Consider the following 15,890-nt stretch of genomic DNA (forward strand, 5'->3'; position numbering starts at 1 on the left):
CCGCTCAGTCGCGGCTGGTCGCCGCGGCGTAGAGCAGGTTGACGATCTCCGGCGACGAGACGACCGGCTCGTCGGTGGAGGCCGTCGCGAACACCGTGCCGCCGCGGGCGGCCGACGCCGACACCTTTCCGGTCTTCAGCGGTACCGTGTGGGCGCTGACGCCGGCCGGGGCGTCGATCGTCGTGGTGGAGGCCCCGACCCGCAGGGTGACCGTCGCCGGTGCCTTCAGGATCGTCACGACCTCGACGGTGTCGCGCGGCGCCGTGAGGTTGCCGCCGAGGGTGGCCGACAGCGTCACCGGCGGCAGGAGGGCGGCGGCCTTGTACGACTGCGTGCGGTGGGTGACGATGATCTCGTCGCCGCGGATGGCGGGAGCCTTGCCCGTCTTGAACCACGAGGCGTAGTAGGCGCTGAGGTCGAGGAACGCCGAGCCGTGCATCTCGGATGCCGCGAAGCTTGTCGCCTCGCTGTAGTCGTTCCAGGTGATCAGCTGCGCGAAGTCCGCGTCGTTGTCGATCGCCCGCTGCCACGTGGTGCGCAGCGTCTCGGTGTTGGCGGCCTCGGCGTAGACGCCCGACTTGTGGCGCACGTCCTGCACCGCGATCGGCTCGATCCACTTCATGCCGAGGTCGTGAGCCAGACCCGTGCGGTCGGTCGCCTTCTCCACCGAGTCGGGGGAGCGCTTGCCCCAGTTGCTCGCCGCGTAGGTGAACGGGGCGAAGGCACGGAGGTTGGCCTCGGAGGAGTCGAGGAAGACGGCGACGAACGCGGCGGAGATGCCGTGGTTGTTCTTGAGCGCCGAGATCAGCTCCTTCCACCAGGATGCCGACTTGCCCTCGGCCTTGAACGAGGACAGCAGCACGCGCCCGTCGGAGAGCTTGTAGGCGGCCTTCGACTTCATGAGCGGTGCGATGGCGGCGGCGATCGTCGCGGGTGACGCGTTCGCGACGCTGCTGGTGGCATCGATGTTCGGGATGACGCTGAAGCCGTCGGACCGGGTCGCGGCGGCGTTGGTGAGACCGACGGTGCGGTCCCAGTTGCCGCCGGAGAGGCTCAGGACGTCGACCATGAAGCCGTCGACGCCGGAAGCCACCGCGTCGTCGATCTCGGCGTTGAAGTCCTTCGTCTTCCAGTCGCCGCTCAGCGGGGCGCGCTTCTCGGGACGGTCGCGCAGCAGGCCGCTATAGGAGGCGTGCTTGCCGTTCTCGCCGCCGACGGTGAGGTAGTTGCGCGCGTAGTAGTCGCTGTCCGGCGAGAGGTTGTCGAACGAGACCGGGTACGGCGGGAAGTAGTGGGCGAAGATCCGCTTCGCGCTCGCCTTCACGCCCGGGACCGTGAACGGCAGGTCATCGTCGCCGACAGTCGGCGGGGTGGTCTCCGTGGGGGTCGGCGTGGGCTTCGGCGTGGGCGTCGCGGTCGGCGTGGGCGTCGCGGTCGGGGTGGGCGTCGGCGTGGCCGTCGGGCGCGGGCTCGCGGTCGGGGTGGGCGTCGCCGTCTGCGTCGCCGTCGGCGTCGGAGTGGGGGCAGGTGTGGGGGTCTGGCCGGTGGTGGTCGTCGAGTAGGTCACGCGCAGGGTCGGCATCGCCGAACGGAGGTTGATGAGCGTCCCGACGCCCGGCTGCGAGTGCCGCAGCTCGAACGAGGACGCGCGGGTCGTCGCGACGGCCCCGGATGCGGAGAGCGGGATCGTGATGGTCTTGCCGGCGACCGCCTTCACCGTCGCGGTGTTGACCGCGCCGCCCAGCCGTTCGGGGCGGTTGACGTTCGTGAGGCTCGCGGGCGACCAGGAGGTCGCGGTCGGGTAGACGACGATGCCGCCCTTGGTCGACTTCGTCGAGCGCACGTTCAGCGACAGCGACACCGACGTGATCTTCGCGGCGTTGGGCAGCGCCGACGTCGGGAACGTCAGGTAGCCGGCATCCGCGGCGTAGGTCGTGCTGAGCCAGTAGGCGTTGCTCTTGGCCGTGCGCGGGGCGCGCGTGGTCGACCAGCCGCCGGCAGTGGCCGTGAACTCGACCGTGCGCGACTCGGTGGCCGCGGCCGCCGGGGCCGGCGACGTGATGCCGTTGACGATCGCGGGTGCGAGGAGCGCGGCAGCGGAGAGCACCGCGAGGGCGCGGGCGGCGCGACGACGACGACGATCGCGGGCCGCGGTGCGGCGGGTGCGGTCTCGGAGTCTTGTCGTGGGGTCGGTCGGGGTGGTGGGGGTGTGGCTGGGGGCCATTTAGGGTGTCCGCTTCGAGCGTCTCGACCGTGCGCGGCATCGCCACGCATTGTCGGAGGTGGGCAGGTTCGGGTTGCTGTTGCCATCGCTCCGGGGGGTTGGAGCATAGTGCATCTCACGATGGTTTCCGATCAGTGTGGCCCGCGCTTTTCGACTGGTCAAGTTCCTTTATGAGAGTCCTCTCACGCGTTTCGGTCTCGTGAACATCAGATTCGGTGGTATGCGCAGCGGCTCTCGATGTGCTACCGTCTGCGACGTACCGTTTGGTCATTCGACCTACGCCGATCATGGGGACGGCGGATACGGTGCACGTTCGTCCGCACACGGTTAGGGGTAACCGGGACGAGCGGGGGGAATCTGGGGAATCGGGGAACCGATGCGTACTCGCATCTTTGCCAGCGCTGTCGCTGTCTTCGCACTCGTGGTCGGCGTTGTCGTCGCCACACCGGCCGCACCGGCACAAGCCATCTCGGCGGGTGTCAGTTTCAGTGCCGACAACCTGGGAACGTGGCAGACCAACGGTGTCGTGCGCGCCGTCGCCGCGTCCAAGGGGAAGGTCGTCGCGGTCGGCGAGTTCACGCAGATCCGGCCCGGCGCCGGCATGAGCGGCTCGGCGCGGAACGTGACGGGCGTGGCGATCTTCGAGGCCGACACGGGCGCACCGTCGACGTGTCAGCTGCCCGCGACGCTGTCGGGCGGCACCGCCCGCCTGTACACCGCCGAGGCTTCGCCCGACGGCTCGACCGTCGTCGTCGGCGGAAACTTCAACAGCATCGGCGGCGTCTCGCGCACCCGCATCGCCGAGATCAACGTCGAGACCTGCACCGTGACGAGCTTCAACGTCTCCGGCGTCTCGTCGTTCGTCTACTCCCTCGAGGTCACGGCGGATGCCGTCTACTTCGGTGGTCTCTTCCAGACCGTCGCCGGACAGCCGCGTCGCAGCTTCGCCAAGGTGAACCGCGCCGGCGTGCTCGACGAGACCTGGATCGCCGACGCCGTCGGAAACATGGAGACGCGTCCCGAGCCGGGCATCGAGTGCCGCACGACGGCCGACGCCAGCTCGCGCGGCCTCGCCATCGCCGCGTCGCCCGACGGGTCGAAGATCGCCCTCGGCGGGTCGTTCTACACCGTCAACGGCACCAACACCCACAGCATCGCGCTCGTCGACGCCAACACCGGCGCCGTCACCCGCGCGTACCCGTCCAACCCGCTCAACTGGGGCGACGGCAGCAACTTCATCCACCCGTGCTCGATCACGAAGGCCATCGTCAGCGACGGCTCGTCCTTCTACATCGGCAACGAGGGCAGCGGCGGCGGCGTCTTCGACGGCGCGGCCCGCCTCAACTGGTCGACCGGCAACCAGGACTGGCGCGACACCTGCCTCGGCGCCGTCCAGGCCCTCCAGATCGAGAACGGCAAGCTCTACCAGGCCCACCACCACCACGACTGCTCCTCGACCGGGCAGTTCCCGGACGGACGTCGCATCTACCTGAGCGTCACCGACACGCAGGACCCGATGCAGAAGCAGCTCGGCTGGTTCCCGACGCTCAACGACGGCACCGGCGAAGGCATCGGCGGTCGCGGTCTCACGGTGGCGACCAAGAACGGCCAGAAGTACTTCTGGGTCGGCGGCGAGTTCACCGCCGTCAACGGCGGCGCCCAGCAGGGACTCACGCGCTTCAGCACGACCGACACCGGCAACCCGCCGACGCCGTCGATCAACGTGCGTGCCGTCACTCCGGGCGCTCTGCAGATCGTCGCGCGCTCGGTCTACGACCCCGATGACTCGCCGCTGCAGTACATCCTGTACCGCAACAACGTGCAGCTCGGCGACCCCGTCAGCGTGGAGACCACCTGGTGGACTCGCCCGCAGGTGACGTTCGTCGACTCGACGGCGACGCCCGGCGTCAGCTACTCCTACCGCGTCCGCGCGGTGGATGCCGCGGGCAACCAGAGCGCGCTCTCGGCGGCGCAGAACGGCGTGGCATCCGCGACGGCATCCAGCTACGCGGCCACCGTCGTCGCCGATCAGCCCGACCTCTACTGGCGGTACGACGACGCCGGCGCTTGGGTCATCGACCGCTCCGGCAAGGTCGGATCCGCCAAGAACGGCATCGCGCAGAACGGCGTGACCTACGCCGCCGGCGCGATCCCCGGCGACAGCAGCAGCAGCGCCGTCTTCGACGGAGCGAGCCAGTACGTCTGGAACGACCAGATCGCGTCCGGACCCTCTACCTACACGATCGAGACGTGGTTCAAGACCTCGTCGACGACGGGTGGCTCGATGGTCAGCTACGGCAACGGACGTCCGCGCACCGACAACGGCAACGACACCATGAGCGGCAGCTACGACCGCATCGTGTACATGGAGAACGCCACCGGTCGCATCCGGTTCGGCATCTACAACGGCCAGATCCGTACGCTCCGCTCCGACCTCGCCTACAACGACGACCAGTGGCACCACGTCGTGGCGACGCAGGGCAGCAACGGCATGCGTCTGTACATCGACGGCGCCGAGGTCGGCCGCAACAACGTCACCAACGCGCAGCAGTACTTCGGCACGTGGCGCGTCGGCGGCGACAACCTGAACTCGTGGCCCGAGAACGGTGGCAACAACAACACCGCCTCCCGCTTCTTCGACGGCCAGCTCGACGAGACCGCCGTCTACGGATCGGTGCTCAGCCAGAACAAGGCCATCGACCACTTCCTCGCCGGTGGCGGGGAGATGGACCTCAACGAGGCTCCCGCCGACGCCTACGGCGCGGCCGTGTTCGGCGACAACCCGACGTCGTACTGGCGCTTCGACGAGGCCAGCGGCTCGGTGGCCGAGGACTCCTCGTTCCTGGGCGCCCGTGACGGTGTGATCGGTTCGGCCGTGACCCGCTTCACCGAGGGGACGAAGATCCCCGGCGGTGCGATCACGACGCCCGGCACCAACAGCAACGGCAGCGGCATCGTCCGCACCGGTCTCGTGGCCGCTCCGTCCGAGTACTCGCTCGAGTTCTGGGTGAACACCACCACGACCTCCGGCGGCAAGATCATCGGCTTCGAAAACAGCCCCACCGACAGCGGGAACAACTACGACAAGCAGGTGTACATGCTCAACGACGGGCGCCTGCGGTTCGGCATCTACAACGGTGCCGTGCAGTCGGTGACCACCACGAGCTCGCTCAACAACGGGCAGTGGCACCACGTGGTCGCCACGCAGGGCTCGGCGGGTATGCGCATCTACGTCGACGGCGTGCAGCAGGGTGCGAACGCGGTCACCAACGCCGAGACCGGAGACGGCTACTGGCGCGTCGGTGGCGGCAACCTGGGCGGATGGCCCGACTCCTCGAGCAGCCACTACTTCAGCGGCAAGCTCGACGAGGTCGCCATCTACCCGACCGCCCTCACCGGTGCGGCCGTGACGAACCACTACGCGATCGGACTGCAGGACTCGACGCCGCCGACCGTGCCGACCAACGTCGCGCACACCGGAACCACGTCGGTCGACCTCACCTGGTCCGCCTCGGCAGACGCCAACGGTGTCGCCGGCTACCGGATCTACCGCGGCACGAGCGCCGGGTTCGAGATCACGCCGAGCGCCCTCGTCGGTGACGTCACGACCACCTCGTGGTCCGACCCGAACACCACCCCGGGCACGCGCTACTACAAGGTGACGGCGTACGATGTCGCCGGCAACGAGAGCACCTCGGGCTCCGCCCACGAGGTCGTGCTCGCCGACGTGACGGCTCCGAGCGCCGTGTCGGGTCTGGCGACCTCCGTCGCCGGCACCGATGTGGCACTCACCTGGAACGCCGCCACCGACGACGTCGCCGTCGACCACTACGACGTGTACCGCTCGGTCACGTCCGGCTTCGCCATCGCCGACGGCACCCGCATCGCGCAGCCGGCGACGGCCGCGTACACCGACGTCAACGTCGGCGAGGGCACGTGGTACTACCGCGTGGTCGCCGTCGACGCCGCCGGCAACGCGGGCACCGCCAGCGCGCAGGCCACCGCGGTCGTCGACATCGACACCGACGCGCCGAGCGTGCCGACCGGAGTCGAGGCCACGGCGTCCGCCGACGGCACCGTCGACGTCGCCTGGTCGGCATCGACCGACGACGTGGGCGTCGTGGGCTACCGCGTGTACCGCGGCACCACGGCCGGCTTCACCGCCGACGCCGACTCGCTCGTCGCCGACGGGGTCACGGCCACGACGTGGACCGACCCCGCCACGACGATCGGCACGCGCTACTACAAGGTCGCCGCGTACGACCTCGCCGGCAACATCAGCGCCGCCAGCGCTGCCGCCTCGGCGACGGTGGCCGACACCGAGAACCCGACGACCCCGACGGGTCTGACGGCGACGGCATCCGGTTCGGACGCCGAGCTCAGCTGGACGGCCAGCACCGACAACATCTCGGTCGAGCGCTACGCGGTCTACCGCGGCACCACGGCCGGCTTCTCGATCGCGGGTCTCACCCCGATCGCTCAGCCGACCGGCACCTCCTACACGGACGAGGGCCTGGCCGACGGCCAGTACTTCTACCGCGTGGTCGCCATCGACGGTGCGGGCAACCGCAGCGCGGCGACCGGGTCGCAGGGTGTCACGATCGACACGTCCGAGCCCGTCGAGCCCGTCACGGTGACCGCCGATGTCCAGGCCGACACGATGGTCGCCCAGGGTGCCGCGAACACGGTGTACGGCGCGAGCAACCAGATCTCCGCTCGCGGCGGCAGCACGGGTCAGATCGAGTCGTACCTGCGCTTCGCCATCCCGGCGGCACCGGCGGGCACCACGCTCACCGGCGCGACCCTCCGGGTGACGACGTCGACCGACTCGACGGCGAACTCCACCGGCACGCACCAGGTCTCGATCCTCACCGGATCGTGGTCCGAGGCGACGACGACGTGGAACAACCGTCCGACCACCGGATTCGGTTCCAGCATCGGTCAGCTCACCGGCGCGACGGCGCTCAACACGACCTACACGGTCACGCTGGACGCCTCGGCCCTGGCTTCGCTCGCCGGCTCCGACGTCTCGTTCGCGCTGCGGACGACGTCGACCGACAACGTGCGCCTCGTCTCGAAGGAGGGCACCGGCACCACACGCCGCCCGGCCCTGATCCTCGAGTTCACGCCGGGCACCACGCCGGAGCCCGAGCCCGACACGGCGGCGCCGAGCGTGCCGGCGGGTCTGCAGGGCACCGGCACGGCGGCGGGCAACGTCTCGCTGAACTGGACGGCATCCACCGACAACGTCGGCGTCACCGGCTACCGGGTGTACCGCGGCACGACGGCCGGCTTCACGGCCAACTCGTCGAGCCAGGTCGGCACGCCCTCGGGCACGTCGTTCTCGCAGTCCGACGTCGCCGCGGGCACCTGGTACTACCGTGTCGCCGCGGTCGATGCGGCCGGCAACGTGAGCGCCGCGTCGGCGGCCGTGGCCGTCGAGGTGCCGGAGGCTCCCGAGGAGCCGCTGGAGCCCGTCGTGACCGAGGTCGTGGCACTCAAGGACGCGCTCGTCGCGCAGTCGTCGACGTCGACCAACTACGGGGCGGCGACCTACCTCTCCACCCGTGGCGGCACGTCGGGGGCGCTGCAGAGCTACCTCGCGTTCGAGCTGCCGGCCGCGCCCGAAGGACGCGTGCTGACCTCGGCCGTGCTGCGGCTGCGCACGACGTCGGACTCGACGTCGGGTTCGGCCGACACGCACGACGTGAAACTGGTGGGTTCGGCCTGGACGGAGTCGACGCTCACGTGGGCGAACCGTCCGACCGACGCCGGGGCGACCGTCGGCAGCCTGTCGGGACTGACGGCGCTCAGCACGACGTACGAGCGTGAGCTCACCGCGTCGACGCTGGCGCCGCTGAGCGGGACGACGGTCGGTTTCCTCGTCACGGACAACGGCACCGACAACCTGCGGTTCTGGTCGAAGGATGCCGGTACGGCCGCCAACCGACCGACTCTCGTCCTAACCTACACGGCCGCTCCGTGAGGTTGAGTACCTGACCCCTCACCGATGAAGGCTGAGCCGCCCCGGGCTCCCCCCCTCATCGGTGAGATCCGGACGGCCCCACGCCGTCCGCGCGAGCACCCCCGGCTGCAGAAGGGGGTGCTCGCCTCCCTTGCCGGCCGCGCGTCCGCCTCGGATCTCCGAGCTTCAGGATGCGCGGCCGGCGCGGTCTGTGATCGGGACGGCACGGCCGCTCACGACGATGCCGCCGGTTGCGGGAATCTCCACGCTCAGCAGGCTCGGACGGCCCACGTGCGCGCCCTGATGGATGGAGACGGATGCCGGGGGCACCACGAGCCCTCGGGCCCGCAGGTAGGCGCCCACGGACGCTGCGGCAGAGCCGGTGGCGGGATCTTCCGTGATCCGACCGACGGGGAAGAGGTTCCTCGCCTCCAGTGCGCGGACGGGGTCGTCGCCGGGCGCGACGTGGACGACGGTGATGGTGCCGCGCCACTCCTGCTCGTCCATGAGCGCGCGGACGCGGGCGGGGTCGAAGCGGAAGGCGTCGAACACGTCACGGTCGCGCAGCGCGATGATCGGATGCCGGTTGCCGGCGAACGAGACGGCCGGCGGCATCCGCGGGTCGAGGTCGTCGCGGGTGAGGCCGAGCTCGGCCAGCAGGCGCTGCAGCACCGGAGCGGAGAGCTCCGACACCGACGGGTCGACGCTCGTGAACGCGGCCGTCACGCCGTCGGCGTCGCGGGTCGCGCGGATGACGACCGGTCCGACCGGCGTGCGGAACGACAGCTCCGCCGTCTCTCCCCTCGCGAGGGCGGTCTCGCCGGTCTGCGCGAGGGCGACGGCCGTGGCGACGGTGGCGTGGCCGCAGAAGGGCACTTCGGCGACGGGGGAGAAGTAGCGGATGTCGATGCCCTCGGCATCCCGCCCCGTCACGAAGGCGGTCTCTGCGTAGTCGACCTCGGCGGCGATCCGCTGCATCTGCGCGTCGTCGAGCCGGCCTGCCTCGAGGACGACCCCGGCGGGGTTGCCGCCGCCGGGCTGGGCGGCGAAGGCGGCGAGGCGGAGGATCTGCGTGTCGTCGGACGTCATCCGTTCAGGATGCCGCACCCACCGCCGTTCGGGTGTCAGCCGGAGATCGCCAGGTCGAGCACGTCGGCGAACCGCGCGATCGCCGCGTGCTCGGTGAGCAGGCGCTGCCGGTAGGCGCGTCCGTTCTCACCGTACGTGCGCGCGGCGGCGGGATCGGATGCCACGGCCTCCGCGGCGGTCACCAGCGCCTCCGGGTCGGCGGCGGCGACGCACGGCCCCGCCTGGGCCGCCTGCATCTCGTCGTGCGTCGTGCTCGACGTGTCGACGGCCGCCACGACGGGAAGGCCGGTGGAGAAGTAGGTCGTCATCTTGCTCGGGACCGACATCTCGGTGAGGCCCGGACGCTCGTTCACCAGCAGGGCGTCGGCCGAGCCCAGGAGCGCGAAGAACGCCTCGTCGTCGAGGGGGTCGATGAACTGCAGGCGCAGCGGCCGACCGGCATCCTGCTCCTGCGTCTTGGCGAGTTCCTCGAGCGTCGCGCGCTGGTTGCCGTCGCCCAGGAGGACGAACCGCACGGCGGAGTCGCGCTCGGCCGCCACGCGGCCCGCGGCGACGACCGATTCGAGACCCTGCTTCGCGCCCATGTTGCCGGCGTGGAGGACGACGATGTCGTCGTCCTCCCAGCCGTGGCGGCGTCGCACCTCGGCGTCGCGGCGGTCGTGGAGATCCGGCACGTGCGACCAGTTGCGCACGACGTCGATCGGCCGCGTGGTGCCGAGGTCTTCGGCGAACATGCGACGGAAGCGGTCGTGGATGACGACGACGCGCGACGACAGGTTCGCGAGACCCCGCTCGAAACGTTCGATGACGCCCGAGCCGAGCCCGCCGCCGGCCTCTTTGACGCCGAGGGTGTAGATGTCCTGCACCCACGTGACGACCGGTATCCGGCGCGCCCGGGCGCGGACCGCCACGATGCGCGACGACAGCAGGGCGGGGCTGACGAGAACGACGACGTCGGGACGGCTGCCGTCTGCGTGCCGCCACGAGCTGAAGGCGGCACGAAGACCGAACGTCACCTCGTGGAGCGCGCGGGTGATCGCGTTGTGTCGCTTCGGGACGAAGTGGCGCACGCGGCGCACGTCGACGCCGTCGACGGTGTCGCGGGCCGGCAGGCCACGGTGCTCTTCGGGGATGCGCCACCACGGGTAGTGCGGGTGCCCCGTGATCACCGAGACTTTCCAGTCATGGGCTCCGAGTCCGGTCGCCATGCCGGTCGTGTACGGACCGATCCCGGTCGGTTCGGGGGCGTAGTTCACCCCGACGAACAGGACGGAGCGTCGCGTCGTATCGGCAGGCATCGCCTCAGTATGCGCCATCGGGGCGGATCATGACCTTGACCGTGCGCCACATGATCACCAGGTCGGTCATGACCGACCAGTTCTCGACGTAGCGCAGGTCGAGGCGCACGCTCTGCTCCCAGGACAGGTCGCTGCGACCGCCCACCTGCCAGGGGCCGGTGATGCCCGGCTTGATGTACAGGCGGCGGAACACGGTGCCGTCGTAGGCGGTGACCTCGGACGGCAGCGGCGGGCGGGGCCCGACGACGCTCATGTCGCCCAGGAGCACGTTGAGGAACTGCGGAACCTCGTCGAGCGAGTACTTGCGCAGGATGGCACCGACGCGCGTGACGCGGGGGTCGGCGCGGAGCTTGAAGAGCGGACCGGCACCCTCGTTGTCGGCGACGAGAGCGGCGAGTTCCGCCTCGGCCGTCGTGCGCATCGAGCGGAACTTGACCATCTTGAACTCGCGGCCGTCGCGCCCGACGCGCGCCTGGCGGAAGAACACCGGCCCGGGAGAGTCGAGCTTGATCGCGACGGCGATGATCGCCGCGAACGGAGCGAACATCGCGAGCGCGATGAAAGAGGTGACCATGTCGAGCGCGCGCTTGATCACGTACGCGCCGCCCTGGAAGGTCGGGATCGTCACGTGGAGCATGGGCAGACCCTCGACGGGGCTCAGCGACATGCGCGGTCCCGCGACATCGGCGATCTGGCTGGCCAGGACGAGCTCAGCGGCCGTGCCCTCCAGCTCCCAGGCGAGCCGCTTCACGTACGTCGGGTCGCCGACCGGCTGGCTGGCGACGACGATCGTGTCCGCGTAGAGCGCCGATGCGGCGCGCGTGACGGCGTCGGGCCCACGCGTGACGGAATACGACGTGTCGCCCACCGTCAGGTGGTCGATCTCGTCGTCGAGTACGGCCGTCCCCACGACGCGGTACCCGAGCTTTCCGTCCGGGCCCAGCGCCCGGATCGTGTACTCGACGTCATCACGCGCGCCGACGATCAGCGTGCGCGACGCGTAGTGACCCTGTGCGCGCTGGCGCATGAGCCAGCGGCGCGTGCGCCAGCGGCACAGGATCAGGGCGACGAGCCCGACGGGCAGCGCGAAGTAGAGCTGTTCGCGCAGACCGTCCCATTCGAACAGCACGAAGACGATCGCCAGCGTGCCGAATGCGAGTCCTGTGGCGTGGGCGACGCGAGCGTACTCCGTCGCGCCACTGCCCAGGATCGCAGATGCGCGGGTGTTGAAGAGGCTGAGCGTCAGCATCCAGAACACCGCGGTGCCGGCCGAGATCTGGGCGATGTGCCACGAATCTCCGGCCAGGACGTCCGGCGTCGCGAGCAGCAGCGGAACCACCGTCGCGACGATGCATGCCACGGAGATGACGATGGCGTCGATCACGCGGAGGCGCCAGCGATAGCGGCGCTCCCATTGCAACCGGCTGACCACCGCGGCGGACGCGCGTGGCGCCACCGAGGCTTCCCGTCGCACCGACAGCGAACCGATAGTCGGCAGCTGAAAGAAAGGTGCGACGTCGTCGATCGCGCTCATCGCGCGACTCCCATGCCGTTACCGAACTTGCGCATTGTGCCCCCCAGCAACATGCGTCGACCGCCACCGACCCGAATCGGCGAAGGTCCATTCCCCCAGAACGCTCAAATCCCCCCGGATACGCGCGACGACCCCACTCGTTTCGCGCTGCGTTCTCCCTCACTCTAGCCCTACGCAGGGGGTCGGCGCGAGGCCCGAACGTAAACTCCGTGTAAACCAGCGTTCAGCCGCGCGTCATCCCGCACGGTTTCGCCGGCAGACGAGCGCGCGAGTAGCCGCCTCGCTCGTGTCGGTCAACCCCCTCTTCACGGTCGTGCGACCCGCTTACCGTCTATGTAGCGGACAACAGCACACGGAGGGCGGGGAGAGATGACCGACATACTGCCGGTGCGGATGCCGTCCGCGCGCGAGCGTCGGGTGCTTGCACACCCGCCCGCCACCACCGAACCGCTGCCGCGGATCGTCTGGGAGCGCATCGACACCGATGCGTATGCGGTGTCCGTCGACGGCGCCACCGTCGGATTCATCGACGTCGTCGGCCGCGTGTTCGTCGCCCTCGGGGGAGCGCGCTACGACCGCGCAGTCGAGGTCGCACAGTCGCTCGTGTTCGAGGCGGCCGTGGCATCCCTCGTCCGTACCGTCGACTCCTCGCGCCGGCCTCGACGCTGAGCGTCAGCCTTCGTGCGGGGCGTCGTCGTCGCCGACTTCCTCGTCTTCGTCGTCGATCGCGACCGCTTCGATGCGGACGGTGGAGAACGGCGTGATGAGGAACTCGAGGGTCCGGTTCTCCGACATCCGCAGCGGCACCCACCTCGCGCCGTCTCGTGCGGCGTGCAGCAGGTCGCCGCGGAACCGCTCGATCTCGGCGGGAGGCACTCGGATCTCCTCGGTGCCGATGATGACGTGGTACGCGTTGCTCACAGGTCCGGCCCCTCTCCTGGGCGACTGGGCTCGCCCGTGCAGCTACCGACGCTACGGGGCCGCATCCGACGAAGCACCACCCTTGCGAGGCTCCCTGCGCGGTGATACCCCGCGCGAGAGTGCACGGCATCGGAGGCCTCCGCGTATCCGGCGGTGGGGGGCCTGTCAATCCCCTCGGTGATCCCGGCGCCGGGGCGCATCGTGCACTGAGGACGGTTTCGAGAACGTCCGGGAAGCACCGACATGACCCCCTCCCCGCATCGACTGACTCTGGACCCGCTGTCCGACACCACCTGGCGGCTCTGCGACAGTTCCTTCGCCGCCTGCGACGCCGACAGCATCGTCGCCTACATCGAGCTGCGCCCGGACGATCGCTACGAGGTCACCTGGATCGCGCGCGGCATCGGCGTCGCCACGTTCGGCTCGCTGAGCGATGTGCTCGACAGCGCGTCGGCGGTCCTGCATACGCCCGCCCGCGAGCCCGCCCGCAAGCCGATCCCCATCGCCCACCGACCACCGCTCAGCGCCGTATAGCGGCACGGATCGATCTGCGGGGAGGCGGCATGGATCACGCGAGCGGCGTCACCTTCGGGATCGAGGAGGAGTTCGTCCTGCTCGACCCGCGTACCCTCACGACGCGCGACGTGGGCCTCGAGGCCGTCGAGCAACTCCGCGGCGTCGGACCCGGCCTCGTGGTGCGGGAGTTCTTCCCCTCGCAGATCGAGTACGCCACACCGGTGTGCCGCACGATCGGCGAAGCGCTCAAGGATGTGGCCGCGTTCCGTCGGCGGCTCGCCGAATGGGCGGATGCCGCAGGGGTCGTCGTCGCCTCGACGGGCTCGCCCTTCGCCGCCAGCGAGAGGGCTCCCGAACTCCATGGCCGCTACGCGACGATCGCCCACGACATCGCGGGTCTCACGACGGAGCACCAGCTCAACGGCCTCCACGTGCACGTCGGCATCCCCGACCGCGACGCAGGCATTCGCGCCTCGAACTTCCTGCGCCCGTGGCTGCCGGTGCTGCTCGCACTCGCCGCCAACTCGCCGTTCTGGCACGGTCAGGACACGGGATTCGCCAGCTGGCGGGCGATCCACAGCCGCCGCTGGACGACGCACGGCATCCCGCCCTACTTCGCCGACGCCGCCGAGCACGACGAGGTGCGCGCGCGGCTCGTGGGGGTGGGTGCCACGTCGGATGCCGGCACCATCAACTGGCACACCCGGCTGTCCGCCGCGCATCCGACGCTCGAAGTGCGTGTGTGCGACGCGCAACTCGACCCGCATTCCTCCGTCGCGCTCGCCGCCCTCATCCGGGCGCTCGTGGTGGTCGGGTTCGACAGCGACGTGCCGAGGCCGACGCGCTACGAGGGGTGGGATGCCGCGTTGTGGCACGCGGCGCGGCACGCGACCGCGTCGACCCTCGTCGACCCCCGCACGGGACAGCTGGTCGCCGCGGCTCTGGCGATCGACGCGCTGCACGACCTCATCCGCCCTCGTCTGGGCGGCGACGACGACCGGGTGATCGCCGGTTTCCTCGCCGACATCGCGCAGGGCGGGGGAGGTGCGGCTCGCCAGCGGCGGGCGCACCGCAAGGGACGCGTCGTGGCCCTTTATCGAGACCGTCTCGTCGCGCGCTGAGGGCTGTCTGCACAGACGGCTCGCACGGCGCCGGTCTCGCGCGTCAGCGACCGGAGGTCGGGGGTTCCGGGTCGTCTTCCCGGCTCCACGCGATCGCGACGAGGCGGCGGAGCACGTCGAGGTCGACGTCGTCGAGCCTCTTCACGTAGACGCAGCCCGCGCCTTCCGTGAACGTGCCGAGCTGTGGAAGCAGGGCCGCTCCGTCCGCGAGGTCCTTCAGGCCGTAGAGCGAGAGCTGCGCCTTGCGCGGTGAGAACGCGACCTTCGGCCAGTTCCCGCGACGTCGGGGGTCGGACGGGGAGATGAAGCGGTAAGAGCCGTACCCCACCATGCTCGGTCCCCACATCACGGGGTGCGCTCCGGTGACCTCCGTGAAGAGCTCGGCCAGGGCGATGCCGTCGGCCCGTCGGCGCGCCGGGGTGGCGGCCTCCAGGAACGCGGTCACGTCGGCATCCGTCGGCTGGGTCTTCGCTTCGCTCATGCCGCCATCCTCCTCCCGCGGACGGGTCGCGCGCAGCCGCTCGCTCGTGCCGTCGGCTCAGTGCGGCGGCTGCAGCAGCGCGGCGAAGGTGCGCAGCGTCTGTTGAAGCTCGAGCGACGGTTCCAGGAGCCACTGGATCTGCAGGCCGTCGGAGGCCGCGATCAGGAGCGCCGCGAGGTGGGCGGCGGGCACGTCGTCGCGGATGAGGCCGGCCTCCTGGTCGGCGGCGAACTCGGCCGTCAGGCGCGTGCGGATGCGGTCGAACCGCTCCGAGAAGAAGGCCGTGCCCACTTCGCTGTCGCTTTCGAGCGAGGCCGCGACCAGCGTCGAGTAGAGCTTGACGAGCCCGGGGACCTCGACGTTCGCCATCGCGGCGTGGACCATGCCGTCCACGCCGGTGCGAGGGGTGGGGTCGGCGGCGGAGCGCTGCTCCTCGGCGTGCGCGTACACGGCGACGAGCAGCTGCTCGCGGGAGTCGAAGTAGTGGAGCAGCGCCGCGTGGGAGACGCCGAGCGCCTCCGCGATGCGGCGCAGCGACGTGCCGTCGGCTCCGCGCTCGCGGAACACGTCGATCGCGCGGTCGAGGATCTCGCGGCGCCGGGCGATCCCCTTCGGCTGCAGCCCCTGGCGCCCGAGAAGGCGGTCGACGTCGACGGGCGCGCCGGTCTCGGCGGGGGATGCCGGCTCCGGCGACGCAGTCATGGACTCAATGTAACCCACCCGAGGAGAAAAACCTCCACA

The 15,890-nt window shown here is 70.3% G+C and carries 11 protein-coding genes; 4 read left to right on the forward strand and 7 right to left on the reverse strand.

Annotated features, from left to right (window positions below; translation table 11 throughout):
- Positions 1 to 4: 4 nt before the first annotated feature.
- A complete protein-coding gene (locus P0Y48_13085) occupies positions 5 to 2,224 on the reverse strand; it encodes an endo-1,3-alpha-glucanase family glycosylhydrolase (GenBank protein ID WEK13378.1) in 2,220 nt (739 codons plus the stop codon).
- A 376-nt stretch (positions 2,225 to 2,600) separates the two neighbouring features.
- On the opposite strand from P0Y48_13085, the gene P0Y48_13090 reads away from it, so the two are divergent.
- The gene (locus tag P0Y48_13090; protein WEK13379.1) at positions 2,601 to 8,210 is read left to right on the forward strand and encodes a DNRLRE domain-containing protein; all 5,610 of its coding nucleotides are present in this window, start codon (positions 2,601 to 2,603) and stop codon (positions 8,208 to 8,210) included.
- A gap of 165 nt (positions 8,211 to 8,375) precedes the next feature.
- On the opposite strand, the gene P0Y48_13095 is transcribed toward P0Y48_13090, so the two are convergent.
- From P0Y48_13095 to P0Y48_13105, 3 genes are read right to left on the reverse strand one after another with little or no spacing between them, the layout of a single operon-like run.
- Positions 8,376 to 9,278: a PhzF family phenazine biosynthesis protein gene (locus P0Y48_13095; GenBank protein ID WEK13380.1), complete on the reverse strand. Its 903-nt coding sequence runs from the start codon at positions 9,276 to 9,278 to the stop codon at positions 8,376 to 8,378.
- 35 nt (positions 9,279 to 9,313) lie between these two features.
- Positions 9,314 to 10,576, reverse strand: a complete 1,263-nt coding sequence (locus tag P0Y48_13100; protein WEK13381.1) for a glycosyltransferase family 4 protein — start codon at positions 10,574 to 10,576, stop codon at positions 9,314 to 9,316.
- Between the two features lie 4 nt (positions 10,577 to 10,580).
- Positions 10,581 to 12,110, reverse strand: a complete 1,530-nt coding sequence (locus tag P0Y48_13105) for a sugar transferase (protein WEK13382.1) — start codon at positions 12,108 to 12,110, stop codon at positions 10,581 to 10,583.
- Between the two features lie 369 nt (positions 12,111 to 12,479).
- Here P0Y48_13105 and P0Y48_13110 point away from each other — a divergent pair, with 369 nt between their 5' ends.
- Complete coding sequence (locus tag P0Y48_13110) at positions 12,480 to 12,779, forward strand: hypothetical protein (GenBank protein ID WEK13383.1); 300 nt, start codon at positions 12,480 to 12,482, stop codon at positions 12,777 to 12,779.
- A 3-nt stretch (positions 12,780 to 12,782) separates the two neighbouring features.
- Here P0Y48_13110 and P0Y48_13115 read toward each other — a convergent pair whose 3' ends face one another.
- Positions 12,783 to 13,031, reverse strand: a complete 249-nt coding sequence (locus P0Y48_13115; GenBank protein WEK13384.1) for a hypothetical protein — start codon at positions 13,029 to 13,031, stop codon at positions 12,783 to 12,785.
- A 243-nt stretch (positions 13,032 to 13,274) separates the two neighbouring features.
- Here P0Y48_13115 and P0Y48_13120 point away from each other — a divergent pair, with 243 nt between their 5' ends.
- Positions 13,275 to 13,565, forward strand: coding sequence for a hypothetical protein (locus P0Y48_13120; protein WEK13385.1), 291 nt, complete (start codon positions 13,275 to 13,277; stop codon positions 13,563 to 13,565).
- Between the two features lie 29 nt (positions 13,566 to 13,594).
- Positions 13,595 to 14,668: a YbdK family carboxylate-amine ligase gene (locus P0Y48_13125; protein WEK13386.1), complete on the forward strand. Its 1,074-nt coding sequence runs from the start codon at positions 13,595 to 13,597 to the stop codon at positions 14,666 to 14,668.
- A gap of 43 nt (positions 14,669 to 14,711) precedes the next feature.
- Here P0Y48_13125 and P0Y48_13130 read toward each other — a convergent pair whose 3' ends face one another.
- Positions 14,712 to 15,149 (reverse strand): DUF1801 domain-containing protein, encoded by a 438-nt coding sequence (locus P0Y48_13130; protein WEK13387.1) that lies wholly within the window; start codon positions 15,147 to 15,149, stop codon positions 14,712 to 14,714.
- A gap of 57 nt (positions 15,150 to 15,206) precedes the next feature.
- Positions 15,207 to 15,851, reverse strand: a complete 645-nt coding sequence (locus P0Y48_13135) for a helix-turn-helix domain containing protein (protein WEK13388.1) — start codon at positions 15,849 to 15,851, stop codon at positions 15,207 to 15,209.
- Positions 15,852 to 15,890: the final 39 nt, after the last annotated feature.

The organism is Candidatus Microbacterium phytovorans, from assembly GCA_029202445.1.
In the GTDB taxonomy this organism is placed as follows: Bacteria; Actinomycetota; Actinomycetes; order Actinomycetales; family Microbacteriaceae; genus Microbacterium; species Microbacterium phytovorans.

Excerpts from the sequence above, each read along its gene's own strand:
- P0Y48_13125 (WEK13386.1), top strand. The coding sequence starts at position 13,595 with ATGGATCACGCGAGCGGCGTCACCTTCGGGATCGAGGAGGAGTTCGTC.
- P0Y48_13130 (WEK13387.1), bottom strand. The coding sequence starts at position 15,149 with ATGAGCGAAGCGAAGACCCAGCCGACGGATGCCGACGTGACCGCGTTC.
- P0Y48_13085 (WEK13378.1), bottom strand. The coding sequence starts at position 2,224 with ATGGCCCCCAGCCACACCCCCACCACCCCGACCGACCCCACGACAAGA.
- P0Y48_13110 (WEK13383.1), top strand. The coding sequence starts at position 12,480 with ATGACCGACATACTGCCGGTGCGGATGCCGTCCGCGCGCGAGCGTCGG.
- P0Y48_13100 (WEK13381.1), bottom strand. The coding sequence starts at position 10,576 with ATGCCTGCCGATACGACGCGACGCTCCGTCCTGTTCGTCGGGGTGAAC.
- P0Y48_13120 (WEK13385.1), top strand. The coding sequence starts at position 13,275 with ATGACCCCCTCCCCGCATCGACTGACTCTGGACCCGCTGTCCGACACC.
- P0Y48_13105 (WEK13382.1), bottom strand. The coding sequence starts at position 12,110 with ATGAGCGCGATCGACGACGTCGCACCTTTCTTTCAGCTGCCGACTATC.
- P0Y48_13095 (WEK13380.1), bottom strand. The coding sequence starts at position 9,278 with ATGACGTCCGACGACACGCAGATCCTCCGCCTCGCCGCCTTCGCCGCC.
- P0Y48_13135 (WEK13388.1), bottom strand. The coding sequence starts at position 15,851 with ATGACTGCGTCGCCGGAGCCGGCATCCCCCGCCGAGACCGGCGCGCCC.
- P0Y48_13090 (WEK13379.1), top strand. The coding sequence starts at position 2,601 with ATGCGTACTCGCATCTTTGCCAGCGCTGTCGCTGTCTTCGCACTCGTG.